The following is a 12,269-nucleotide window of genomic DNA, read 5'->3' on the forward strand; positions in this document are numbered from 1 at the left end:
GATACGGCCCCAAATCGGGCGTACCAACGACGTCCGGCAGGCTCGCCGGACGAGGGATTCAACGCCGGCCTTTCGAGCCCAGCAAGGAACCCAAAATGCCCCGGGTCAATTCACGCGCGATCGACCGGACCGTGCTCTTGGCCATGGTCTGCACCACACCGTCGCGCTTGCCGCCGCGCGGGCCCGTCGACCCGAACAGAACCTCGTTCAAACTGTCCATCAGACCGCCGCCCGATTCTTCCGCGGCGCCCTTGCCTTCGGGCTGCGCGGAACCGTTCCTGGCCGCGCCGGCCTGGTCCGCCGGCTTGGCGGCGCGCCCGGCCAGCACTTCATAGGCGGACTCGCGGTCTATCGATTTCTCGTACTTCGACGCCAGCGGGCTGCCCTGGCGCAGCGCTTGCCGCTCCGCGTCGGTCGCCGGGCCGATCCGGCTGGCCGGCGGCACGATGTAGGCGCGTTCGGTCGGCATCGGCCGCCCCTTGGGGTCCAGCAAGGAAATCAGCGCCTCGCCCACGCCCAGCTCGGTGATGGCGGCCTCGATGTCCAGCCCCGGATTGGGCCGCATCGTCTGGGCCGCCGTCTTCACCGCCTTCTGGTCGCGCGGCGTGAACGCCCGCAAGGCGTGCTGGACGCGGTTGCCCAATTGCCCCAGCACGGTGTCGGGGATGTCCAGCGGATTCTGCGTCACGAAATAGACGCCCACTCCCTTGGAGCGGACCAGGCGCACCACCTGCTCGATCTTGTTCAGCAGCGCGGCGGGCGCGTCATTGAACAGCAGGTGGGCTTCGTCGAAGAAAAACACCAGCTTGGGCTGGTCCATGTCGCCGACTTCGGGCAGCTTCTCGTACAAGTCCGCCAGCAGCCACAACAGGAAGATGGCATACAGGCGCGGCGCCTGCATCAGCTTGTCCGCGGCCAGCACGTTGACCATGCCGCGCCCCTGCGCGTCCGTGCGCATCAGGTCGGCCACGTCCAGCATGGGTTCGCCGAAGAATTTCTCCGCGCCCTGCGATTCCAGGGCCAGCAAGCCGCGCTGGATCGCGCCGATGCTGGCGGAAGACACATTACCGTAACGCGTCTTCAGTTCCGAAGCGCGGTCGGCGACGTTCTGCAGCATGGCGCGCAGGTCCTTCAGGTCCAGCAGCAGCTGGCCTTCGTCATCCGCAACCTTGAAGACCAGCGTCAGCACGCCTTCCTGCGTATCGTTCAATTCGAGGATGCGGGACAGCAGCAGCGGCCCCATGTCCGACACGGTGGCCCGCACCGGCAGCCCCTGCTCGCCGAACACGTCCCACAAGGTGACGGGGCTGGCCGCCCAGGCCGGTTCGCTCAGGCCCAGGTTCTTCAGGCGTTCCAGCAGCTTGGGAGTCGCCGCGCCGGCCTGGGAAATGCCGGTCAGGTCGCCCTTGACGTCGGCCATGAACACCGGCGTACCGATACGCGAGAAGGATTCCGCCAGAACCTGCAGGGTGACGGTCTTGCCGGTGCCCGTGGCCCCCGTGATGCAGCCGTGGCGGTTCGCCAGGGCGGGCAGCAGCGCCAATTCGGTCTGTGCATTCTTGGCGATGACGATGGGGTTGGGCATGTGCAGCTCTCCGGACCAGGGAATCAGATGGATGCCCAAGTGTAGAGCCTGCTGCGCCGCTTGTGCGCGTGGCAATATGGACACATGCGGTCCGCCCCCGGGCGCGCTGGGCGCTGGCACGGTAAAATGCCATTTTTGCAGACAAATTACCCTGGGAAGCCATGGCCGGACACAGCAAATGGGCCAATATTCAGCACCGCAAAGGGCGCCAAGACGCCAAGCGCGGAAAGCTCTGGACCAAGATCATTCGTGAAATCACCGTGGCGGCGCGTGCCGGCGGCCCTGACCCGGACAGCAACCCGCGTCTGCGCATGGCCTGGGACAAGGCCACCGACGCCAACATGCCCAAGGACAACATCCAGCGCGCCATCCAGCGCGGCGCGGGCGGCGCCGACGGCGAGGCCTACGAAGAAGTCCGCTACGAAGGCTACGGCATCGGCGGCGCAGCCGTGATCGTCGACTGCATGACCGACAACCGCACCCGCACCGTCGCAGAAGTGCGCCACGCCTTCGCCAAGAACGGCGGCAACCTGGGCCAGGAAGGCTCGGTCGCCTTCATGTTCAAGCATTGCGGCCAATTCGTGTTCGCCCCCGGAACCTCGGAAGACAAGGTCATGGAAGCCGCCCTCGAAGCCGGCGCCGAAGACGTGACGACCGACGAGGAAGGCGTGATCGAAGTGGTCTGCGCCCCGGCTGACTACGCCGCCGTGCGCGGCGCCTTCGACGCCGCCGGCCTGAAGGCCGAAGTGGACGGCATCGTCATGAAGGCCCTGAACGAGACCGAACTCGCCGGCGAAGACGCCATCAAGATGCAAAAACTGCTCGACGCCCTGGAAGGCCTGGACGACGTGCAGGAAGTCTATACGAACGTCGTTTTCGACGAAGCGCAGTAAACCCATTACCCTGGCGCCGGGCGGGCCTTGCCTGTCCGGCGCCACGCTGTCACCGGATCCGGGTCCGCCTGGATCCTGGCCTACTCCACGGGCTGGCGCCTTGCGGCGCTCGACTGGCAACCTTAAGAACCACGCAACATGAAACTCCTGGTAATTGGCTCTGGCGGCCGAGAACACGCCCTCGCCTGGCGGCTGGCCCGCTCCCCGCGCGTCCACAAGGTATACGTCGCTCCCGGCAACGGCGGCACGCAACGCGCCGAACAGATCGAGAACGTCCCGTTCACCAATGCCGAGGAATTGGCTGATTTCGTGCAACGCGAAGGCGTCGCCCTGACCGTCGTCGGCCCTGAAGCCCCCCTGGCCGCCGGCGTCGTCGACGTGTTCCGCGCCCGCGGCCTGAAGATCTTCGGCCCCACCAAGGCCGCCGCTCAGCTGGAAAGCTCGAAGGACTACGCCAAGGCCTTCATGGTCCGGCACAACATCCCGACCGCCCGCTACGAAACCTTCACCGATCCGGCCAAGGCGCATGCCTACATCGACCAGGAAGGCGCTCCCATCGTCATCAAGGCCGACGGCCTGGCCGCGGGCAAGGGCGTCGTGGTCGCCGCCACGCTGGAAGAAGCGCATGCCGCCGTGGACGCCATGCTGGGCGACGGCTCCATGGGCGCCGCCGGCGCGCGCGTCGTCATCGAGGAATGCCTGGTGGGCGAAGAAGCCAGCTTCATCGTCATGTGCGACGGCCGCAACGTGCTGGCCCTGGCCACCAGCCAGGACCACAAGCGCCTGCAGGACGGCGACCAGGGCCCCAACACCGGCGGCATGGGCGCGTATTCGCCCGCGCCCATCGTCACCCCGGAACTGCACCACCGCATCATGCGCGAAATCATCCTGCCGACCGTGCAGGGCATGACGCGCGACGGCATCCCGTACACGGGCTTCCTGTACGCCGGCCTGATGATCGCCCCGGGCGACGACCCCGACCGCGAGATCAAGACCCTGGAATTCAACTGCCGCATGGGCGATCCTGAAACGCAGCCCATCATGATGCGCGTCAAGAGCGACCTGCTGGACGCCCTGGAGCATGCCGTCGACGGCACGCTCGACCAGGCCGACATCACCTGGGACCGCCGTACCGCCCTGGGCGCCGTGCTGGCCGCGCACAACTACCCCAACACGCCGCGCACCGGCGATGTCATCCGCGGCCTGCCCGCCGACGCCGAAGACTGCATGGTGTTCCACGCCGCCACCAAGCTCGACGGCGACGAAGTCAAGACCACCGGCGGCCGCGTGCTGTGCGTCACGGCGCTGGGCGACTCCGTCAAGATGGCCCGCGACCGCGTCTACGAAGCGATCGACGGCATCCACTTCGACGGCCGCCAGTACCGCAGCGACATCGGCTGGCGAGCGCTCAAGCCCTCGCAGCAGAAGTCCAAGCCCAACGCCTAGCCGGAACCGTCAATGAACGCCTTGCCCGTCTCTTCCGTCCGGGACTACCTCACCGGCTTGCAGGCCCGCATCGTCGGCGCCCTGGAAGCCGCCGAGGGCGCAGCCTTCCGTACCGACGAATGGGTCCGCCCCGAGGGCGGCGGCGGGCTGTCGCGCCTGCTGGAAGGCGGCTCGCTGTTCGAACGGGCCGGCGTGCTGTTCAGCCACGTCCAGGGCAGCAAGCTGCCGCCCTCGGCCAGCGCGCACCGCCCGGAACTGGCCGGCCGTTCCTGGGAAGCCATGGGCGTGTCCATGGTGCTGCATCCGCGCAATCCCTATGTGCCCACCACGCACATGAACGTGCGCATGTTCCTGGCCGCCGCGCGGCCTGGCCACGACGAGGCCGACGTCTTCTGGTTCGGCGGCGGCATCGACCTGACGCCCTACTATCCCTACGAGGAAGACGCCCGCCATTTCCACGCCACCTGCCGCGATGCGCTGGCTGGCCATGGCGCCGACTACTACCCGCGCTACAAGCGCTGGTGCGACGAGTATTTCTTCCTCAAGCACCGCAATGAAACGCGCGGCGTGGGCGGCATCTTCTACGACGACCTGAACGCTCCCGGCTTTGACGCCTCGTTCGCGCTGACCCGTTCGGTGGGCGACGCCTTCCTGCCGGCCTACATGCCGATCGTGGAACGCCGCCGCGACCAATCCTACGGCGAACGCGAGCGCGATTTCCAGGCCTACCGCCGTGGACGCTATGTGGAGTTCAACCTGGTCTTCGACCGCGGCACGCTGTTCGGCCTGCAGTCCGGCGGACGCACCGAGTCGATCCTGCTGTCCATGCCGCCGCTGGCGCAGTGGCGCTACGACTGGCAGCCCGAAGCGGGTACGCCCGAGGCCGAATTGGCCGCCTACCTCAAACCGCGGGACTGGGTTTGAAGCGCATCGGCCTGCTGGGTGGCAGTTTCGACCCCGTCCACGTCGCGCACATCGCCCTGGCGCAAAATGCCTTGCAGACGCTGGGCCTGGCCGAGGTGCAGCTCATCCCCGCGGCCAATCCCTGGCAGCGTGCGGCGTTGCACGCCACGGCCGAACAACGCCGCGACATGCTCCAACTGGCCATCGCCGGCCATGCGCACCTGATCGTCAATCCCATTGAAATCGAACGCGGCGGCGCGACCTACACCATAGACACGCTGCGCGCCCTCCCCCAGGACGCGCGCTATGTCTGGTTGCTGGGTACCGACCAGTTGGCGAATTTCTGCACTTGGCGCGACTGGCAGGACATCGCCAGCCTGGTGGACCTGGCCGTCGCCACCCGCCCGCGCACGGCGCTCACCGCCCCGCCGGCGCTGGCCGAACACCTGCGCCGCCAGGGTCGCGAACTGCAGGAGCTGCCTTTTGCTCCCATGCCGGTTTCGGCCTCGCAGATCCGCCAGCGCCTGGCGCAAGGCGAATCGACCGAGGGCCTGCTTGCCGCACCGGTGGCCGCGTATATTGCGGCGCACCATCTTTACCGATAAACCTACACCCGCGGTGCGCTGAAAGCGCCACGGGGCCAGCATCCGCTGTCCGCCCGCGGGTTATATTTACTGACTATGGATATACAAAAACTCCAACGCGCCGTCATCGACGCCCTCGAAGACGTCAAGGCGCAAGACATCAAGGTCTACAACACCACGCATCTGACCAGCCTGTTCGATCGCGTCGTGATTGCAAGCGCCACCTCCAACCGCCAGACCCGCGCCCTCGCTTCCAGCGTCGCGGACCGCGGCCGCGCGCTCGACCTCTCCGGCATCACCATCGAAGGCGAAGACACCGGCGAATGGGTCGTGGTCGACCTGGGCGACGTAGTCGTGCACATCATGCAACCCGCCATCCGCCAGTACTACAACCTGGAAGAAATCTGGGGCGGCAAGCCGGTGCGCGTGAAACTCCTGCCCGAGTCCACCCGCCCCGCGCCGGTCGCCAACGACGGCGCGCACGACGCCGAGTACTGAGCGCGCCGTGAAGCTGATCGTCGTGGCCGTGGGCACACGCATGCCGGACTGGGTGCAAACCGCCTGGGACGACTACGCCAAGCGCCTGCCGGCCGACTGCGCGCTGGAACTGCGCGAAATCAAACCCGAACCCCGCACCACCGGTAAAACCCCCGCCCAGATGATGGCGGCGGAAGCCAAGCGGATCGAAGCCGCCCTGCCCGCCAGTGCGTTGCGCCTGGCGCTGGACGAACGCGGACGCGACCTCACCACCATGGCGTTGTCGCAAAAGCTGGAACAATGGCGCGCAGGCGGCCAGGATGTCGCTTTTCTCGTCGGCGGCCCGGACGGGCTGGATGCCGACCTGAAGGCATCCTGTTCCGGCCAATTGCGCCTGTCCTCGCTGACGCTGCCGCACCCCATGGTGCGCGTGGTGCTGGCCGAACAGCTCTACCGGGCCTGGGCCATCATGACGAACCATCCCTACCACCGCGCCTGACCCTCTGGCCGGGCCGGCGCCCATCCCGCTGACGCATGACCGACACCGCAACCTCCGCGCGCCTCTACCTTGCCTCCGCCAGTCCCCGGCGGCGCGAGCTGCTGACCCAGGTCGGCCTGGCCCACGAAGTCCTGCTCGTACCCGCCCCGCCGGGCGAGGACGAACCCCAGCACCCTGGCGAAAGCGCCGCCAACTACGTCCAACGCACTGCGCGCGACAAGGCCTTGCGCGGACGCGATTGGATGCTCAGCCAGGACCTGCCGCAACTGCCGCTGCTGGCCGCCGACACCACCGTCATCCTGGCGGGCGCGGTACTGGGCAAACCGGCCGACCGCGACGACGCCATGCGCATTTTGCGGGCCCTGTCCGGCTCCACCCACGAAGTGCATACCGCTGTCGCCGTCTGGACTGGAAACCAGTTGCTGGAGGCCGTGTCCATCACCGAAGTCCGCATGCGCGAGCTGACGGATGAGGAAATCGGCCGCTACTGCGACAGCGGCGAACCCTACGGCAAGGCCGGCGCCTATGGCATCCAGGGCCTGGCAGGCACGTTCATTTCACATATCGCCGGCAGCTACACCGGCGTGATGGGCCTGCCCTTGTTCGAAACCGCGAACCTGTTGCGCGCGGCAGGTATGCAGGTGCCCTGAAAGCTGCGGCGTCCTGCCGGAAAAAATCCCCCGAGACCGTCAAGGTCCGGGGGATTTTCTTTTTACCGCCGGGCAGCATCGCCGCATCAACAGACGCGGCCGCGCGCAGGCGACTGCGGATCTACACCGCTTCAGCCGTGCTGCATCGGCTGCCCCATGGGCAGGCCGCCAGTCCTCGGCGCTTCCTGAACCGGAGCCGGGGCAGGCACGGGCACGGGCTGCAGCTCGCCCTCAAGCGCGGCATGCAGCTGTTCCTTGTCCAGTTCCCCTTCCCAGCGCGCCACGACCACGGCGGCAGTCGCGTTGCCGACCAGGTTGGTAAGCGCGCGGCATTCCGACATGAAGCGGTCCACGCCCAGAATCAGCGCCATGCCGGCGACCGGCACGGAAGGCACCACCGAGAGGGTCGCGGCCAAGGTGATGAAGCCCGCCCCGGTCACGCCCGCCGCGCCCTTGGAGCTCAGCATCGCCACCAGCAGCAGCAGGATCTGGTCGCCCAACGACAGCGGAATGTCGCAAGCCTGCGCGATGAACAGCGCCGCCATCGTCATGTAGATGTTGGTGCCGTCCAGGTTGAACGAGTAGCCGGTGGGCACGACCAGCCCGACCACCGACTTCGAGCAGCCGGCCCGTTCCATCTTCTGCATCAGCGTAGGCAACGCGGCTTCGGACGAACTGGTGCCCAGCACCAGCAGCAGTTCTTCGCGGATGTAGCGCACCAGCTTCAGGATCGAAAAGCCGTTGTAGCGCGCCACGAGGCCCAGCACCACGACCACGAACAGCACCGAGGTTGCGTAAAACGTACCTACCAGCATCGCCAGATTGATGACGGACTTGATGCCGTACTTGCCGATGGTGAAGGCCATCGCGCCAAAGGCGCCGATGGGCGCGGCCTTCATCAGGATGGCGACCAGCCTGAAGACGGGCTGCGCCAGGGCGGTCATGAAGTTCAGTATCGGCTGTCCGCGTTCGCCCACCATGGCCAGCGAAATGCCGAACAACACCGCCACGAACAGCACCTGGAGGATGTCGCCGCCGACAAACGGGCTGAAGATCGTGGTCGGAATCACGTTCATCAGGAAGCCCGTGATCGTCGAGTCATGCGCCTTGGCCACGTAGCCCGACACTGCCTTCTCGTCCAGCGTCTTGGGGTCGATGTGCATGCCGGCGCCCGGCTGGACGATGTGGCTGACGATCATGCCTACGATCAGCGCAAGCGTCGAGAACACCAGGAAGTACAGCATGGCCTTGCCCGCCACGCGACCGACCTTCTTCAGGTCGCTCATCGCGGCGATGCCGGTGGCTACGGTCAGAAAGATCACCGGCGCGATGATCATCTTCACCAGTTTGATGAAGGCGTCGCCCAGCGGTTGCATCTGCTGGCCAAGCTCGGGCTTGAACGCGCCCAGCAGCACGCCCACCACGATGGCGAAAATCACCTGCACATAAAGGATTTGATAGAACTTGAGCTTGCGCGCGGGCGCGACTTGATCCACGTCGATCATTGGGATTGTCCCCACCAAGGCCCCTTGCTCCGGGCGATTCAGCGCGGGCGACGGGGCGTTATCTGTTTTCTGGCCAGCGCGTCTCGCCGCAAGCCGATTTCACCCGGCAGACGACTCCACCAGGCTTGGCTTTACTAATGCAAGAGGCATGCCAACATCGACCAGCCCCGCACCTGAGCTCCAAGCCCTTGATCAGAAACGAACTTTTTTCTTCCCCAGCGCACTGGCCCGACGATTCTTGGCGGAATTTCACACAGAATAGATATAGAATGTGCGAAAAACCGCACATTCCATGTCGACCCGCTCCTCCCCCCACGATGCCTGGCCCGGTCCGGACCAGGCCAGCCAGCCGCGCCGCCCACGGAATACGCCCGTCTGGCCTTGGCCCTGGAAGGCCATCGCCATCTTGTTGGTCGTCGCCATCGTCTACGGGGTGCTGCACGCCGCCACCCTCTGGGCGCGCGACGGCGCGCTGAAGAATGCCGGGGAACAGGCACGCGTGGCAGCCCAGCTCAACGCGGCATTGCTGCGAAACAACCTGGACAAGTTCAGGGCGCTGCCCTTTGTCCTGACGCGCGATGTCGACGTGCGCGCGGCGCTGCAGGAAGGTTCGCACGGACAGATCGAATCCCTGGATGAGAAGCTCGATACGCTAAGCCGCGGCGTAGGCGCATCCGCCATTTACGTGCTGGACAAGAAAGGCCTTGCGATCGCTGCGAGCAACTGGCGCGAACCCGCCACGTTTGTCGGCGTGGACTACCAGTTCCGGCCCTATTTCCAGGGATCGGTAGCCCATGGCTCGGCCGAACATTTCGCCCTGGGCACGATCAGCCACGAGGCCGGGCTGTACTTGTCGCGGCGCGTGGACGACGCCAACGGCGCCCTGCTGGGCGTAGTCGTGTTGAAAGTGGATTTCCGGGACCTGGAGGCCGACTGGCGCCAGTCGGTCTCGCCCATTTTCGTCACCGACGAGCATGGCGTGGTGCTGTTGGGCAGTATTTCCGACTGGCGTTTCGACGTGCTGGCTCCGCTCACCCCAGACTTGGCCCGGACCTTGCGCACCAGCCTGCAATTCGGCGACGCGCCCTTCCTGCCGCTGCCCTTGCGGCCGCAGCTGCAGCTCATCAGCCACGGCCAGCTCATACGCGCCGACGTAACCCTGCCGCAGATCCCGGCAGGAACGCCAATGGTGCACACGACGCTGCCCATCGTCGAGTCCCCAGGTTGGACGCTGCATCTGTTATCACCCGTGCAGGCGGCCATCAACCAGGCTACCGCCAACGCCCAGCTGGGCGCGCTGCTGGCGCAGTGCGCGTTGGCCGCCTTGGTAGGCATCATTCTCTTCCGCCGCCACCGCAACCGCGAGCGCGCCGAACAGCAGGCCGCCGTCCACGAACAGCTGGCCTCCCTGGTCGACGAACGCACGGCTCAATTGCTGCAAGTCAACGAACAGCTGGTCGATGAGATGGACGAGCGCCAGCGCACCGCCGCCCGCCTGCACACCATGCAAGAGGAGTTGGTCCAGGCCAGCAAGCTCGCGCTGCTGGGACAGGTGGCTGCCGGCGTGGCGCACGAGATCAACCAGCCTGTCGCGGCCATACGCGCCTATGCGGACAACGCCGCCGAATTCCTGCGCCGGCAAGACGAAGGCTCGGCGCAGGAGAACCTGGGCACCATCGCCGCGTTGACGGAACGGATCGGCCACATCACGGGGGAACTGCGCGCCTTTTCGCGCAAGGCTGACACGTCCATCGGACCCGCCAGCCTGAAGGATTGCCTGGAGGGCGCGCTACTGCTGGTTGCCCCGCGGGCGCGGCGCCAGGGCATCGTCCTGCAACGTCCGCCCGCGGATCAGAATTACCAGGTGCTGGCCAATCGCATACGGCTGGAACAGGTGCTGGTGAATCTGCTTCAAAACGCGATGGAAGCCCTGGAAGGCCGGCCAGACGGCCGCATCGTCGTCGCGCTGCAAGACCTGGGTGCGACCGTGCAGGTCTACGTCAGCGACAACGGCCCCGGCCTGTCGGCCGAGGCGCGGGCGCACCTGTTCACCCCCTTCTACACGACCAAGGCCGAAGGACTCGGGCTGGGGCTGGTCATCTGCCGCGACATCGTCACCGAATTCGGTGGCGACTTGATCGCCGCCGGCCCGGCCGATCCCGTCTTTCCGGCTCCGCATGCCCCGGGCCGCGGAGCCATGTTCATCCTGACGTTGCGCAAGGCGCCTGGCCGGCAAAACGCTACCGAGCTACACCATGAACCGCGCTCCTGAATTTCCTCCCGCCGCACCGGCATCCATCGACGACAGCCTGCGCCAGCCGTTCTCTCCGCGCGCCGTGTTCATCGACGACGACGACGAACTGCTGCGCGCCAATGCGCAGACGCTGAAACTGCATGGCATCGCCGTGGACGCGCATGCCAGCGCGCGCTCTGCGCTGCCCGCGCTGACGCGCGATTTCGACGGCGTGGTCGTCAGCGACATTCGTATGCCCGACATGGACGGCTTGCAGCTCTTCCAGCGCTTGCGGGACATCGACCCCGACATTCCCGTCATCCTGATCACCGGCCATGGCGACATCGCCACCGCCGTGCAATGCATGCGAGACGGCGCATACGACTTCCTGGCGAAACCCTATGCCGCCGACAGGCTGATCACCGCCATCATGCACGCTGCGGAAAAGCGCCACCTTGTGCTGGAAAACCGCCGGCTGCGCGAGGCCGCGTTCGCCGTCGAGGCCGACGAAGTGCCTTTCATCGGCGCCACGCCCGCCATGCAGCGCATCAAGCAAACGCTGCGGCATATCGCGGATGCGGACGTGGACGTCCTGGTCGAAGGCGAGACCGGAACCGGCAAGGAAGTCGTTGCCACCGCCTTGCATCGCCTGAGCCGCCGCAGGCACCGCGCTCTCGTCGCGATCAATTGCGGCGCCCTGCCCGAAAGCGTCATCGAAAGCGAACTGTTCGGCCACGAGCCCGGCGCTTTCACCGGCGCCCAAAAGAAGCGTATCGGCCGCATCGAGCACGCCAGCGGCGGCACGCTGTTCCTGGACGAGATCGAAAGCATGCCGCTGGCAGTGCAGGTCAAGCTGCTACGCGTGCTTGAATCCCGCCAGATCACTCCCCTGGGCAGCAACGAAGTGCGCAATCTGGACCTGCGCGTGGTCGCCGCCACCAAGGAGGACCTGGGCAGTCCGGCCATACGCGCCAAGTTTCGCGAGGACCTGTTCTACCGCCTCAATGTCGTCACCATCCGGATTCCGCCGCTGCGCGAGCGCCGCGAGGACATTCCGCTGCTGTTTGCCCACTACCTCGGCCACGCATCGCGCCGCTTCCAGCGCGACATCCCGGAAATGCCGGCGTCCATCAAGCAACATGTCATGACGCACGATTGGCCCGGCAACGTGCGTGAACTCGCGCATTTCGCCGAACGCGTCGTTCTTGGCGTGCTGAATACCTCTGCCCAGCCAACCGCCATGGCCCAGGACGCCGCGGCGAGCCTGCCGGACCGGATGGAGCGCTTCGAAGCGCAGCTCATCCGCGAGGCACTCCAGGCGCACCAGGGCGACATCAAGGCCACCCTGGAGTCGCTGGGCATTCCGCGCAAGACCTTCTACGACAAGCTGCAGCGCCACGGCATCGACCGCCAGCAGTACACGCAACAGTAGGCTGCACGGCGTCCGCATTGCCCCTCGCAGGAGCATCCTGCGAGGGCTTTTTCATTGGAGGT

Annotated in this window: 11 protein-coding genes; 9 read left to right on the forward strand and 2 right to left on the reverse strand. The window is 66.3% G+C overall.

The genetic code is table 11. The annotated features are described in order from the left end of the window. Positions 1-58: 58 nt before the first annotated feature. Positions 59-1,585: a helicase HerA-like C-terminal domain-containing protein gene (locus N5C88_RS30025; protein WP_059379031.1), complete on the reverse strand. Its 1,527-nt coding sequence runs from the start codon at positions 1,583-1,585 to the stop codon at positions 59-61. Positions 1,586-1,746: 161 nt separating this feature from the next. Between N5C88_RS30025 and N5C88_RS30030 the strand changes: the two genes are divergently transcribed. From N5C88_RS30030 to N5C88_RS30060, 7 genes are all read left to right on the forward strand, one after another. Beyond that, positions 1,747-2,478, forward strand: coding sequence for a YebC/PmpR family DNA-binding transcriptional regulator (locus N5C88_RS30030; RefSeq protein WP_059378872.1), 732 nt, complete (start codon positions 1,747-1,749; stop codon positions 2,476-2,478). Positions 2,479-2,616: 138 nt separating this feature from the next. Further along, on the forward strand, positions 2,617-3,924 hold the full coding sequence (purD, locus tag N5C88_RS30035) for a phosphoribosylamine--glycine ligase (protein ID WP_054458757.1): 1,308 nt from the start codon (positions 2,617-2,619) through the stop codon (positions 3,922-3,924). Between the two features lie 12 nt (positions 3,925-3,936). Next, entirely contained in the window at positions 3,937-4,848 is a 912-nt protein-coding gene (gene hemF, locus N5C88_RS30040) for an oxygen-dependent coproporphyrinogen oxidase (protein ID WP_059378870.1), read from the forward strand. Further along, complete coding sequence (nadD, locus tag N5C88_RS30045; RefSeq protein ID WP_280016809.1) at positions 4,845-5,432, forward strand: nicotinate (nicotinamide) nucleotide adenylyltransferase; 588 nt, start codon at positions 4,845-4,847, stop codon at positions 5,430-5,432. Before hemF ends, nadD begins: the two co-directional genes overlap by 4 nt. A 75-nt stretch (positions 5,433-5,507) precedes the next feature. After that, on the forward strand, positions 5,508-5,909 hold the full coding sequence (gene rsfS / locus N5C88_RS30050) for a ribosome silencing factor (RefSeq protein WP_013392761.1): 402 nt from the start codon (positions 5,508-5,510) through the stop codon (positions 5,907-5,909). Positions 5,910-5,916: 7 nt separating this feature from the next. Then, positions 5,917-6,387, forward strand: coding sequence for a 23S rRNA (pseudouridine(1915)-N(3))-methyltransferase RlmH (rlmH, locus tag N5C88_RS30055; RefSeq protein ID WP_059378867.1), 471 nt, complete (start codon positions 5,917-5,919; stop codon positions 6,385-6,387). Positions 6,388-6,422: 35 nt separating this feature from the next. After that, entirely contained in the window at positions 6,423-7,037 is a 615-nt protein-coding gene (locus N5C88_RS30060; protein ID WP_280016810.1) for a Maf family protein, read from the forward strand. 131 nt (positions 7,038-7,168) lie between these two features. Here N5C88_RS30060 and N5C88_RS30065 read toward each other — a convergent pair whose 3' ends face one another. After that, a complete protein-coding gene (locus N5C88_RS30065; protein ID WP_251877094.1) occupies positions 7,169-8,542 on the reverse strand; it encodes a dicarboxylate/amino acid:cation symporter in 1,374 nt (457 codons plus the stop codon). A 292-nt stretch (positions 8,543-8,834) separates the two neighbouring features. Here N5C88_RS30065 and N5C88_RS30070 point away from each other — a divergent pair, with 292 nt between their 5' ends. Together N5C88_RS30070 and N5C88_RS30075 are read left to right on the forward strand one after the other, a co-directional pair. Continuing rightward, positions 8,835-10,814, forward strand: a complete 1,980-nt coding sequence (locus N5C88_RS30070; protein ID WP_280016811.1) for an ATP-binding protein — start codon at positions 8,835-8,837, stop codon at positions 10,812-10,814. Then, positions 10,798-12,207, forward strand: a complete 1,410-nt coding sequence (locus N5C88_RS30075; protein WP_280016812.1) for a sigma-54 dependent transcriptional regulator — start codon at positions 10,798-10,800, stop codon at positions 12,205-12,207. The genes N5C88_RS30070 and N5C88_RS30075 overlap by 17 nt, the downstream gene beginning before the upstream one ends. The last annotated feature ends 62 nt before the right edge of the window (positions 12,208-12,269 follow it).

This window comes from Achromobacter sp. GD03932 (assembly GCF_029839485.1).
GTDB classification, from domain to species: Bacteria; Pseudomonadota; Gammaproteobacteria; order Burkholderiales; family Burkholderiaceae_B; genus Achromobacter; species Achromobacter bronchisepticus_A.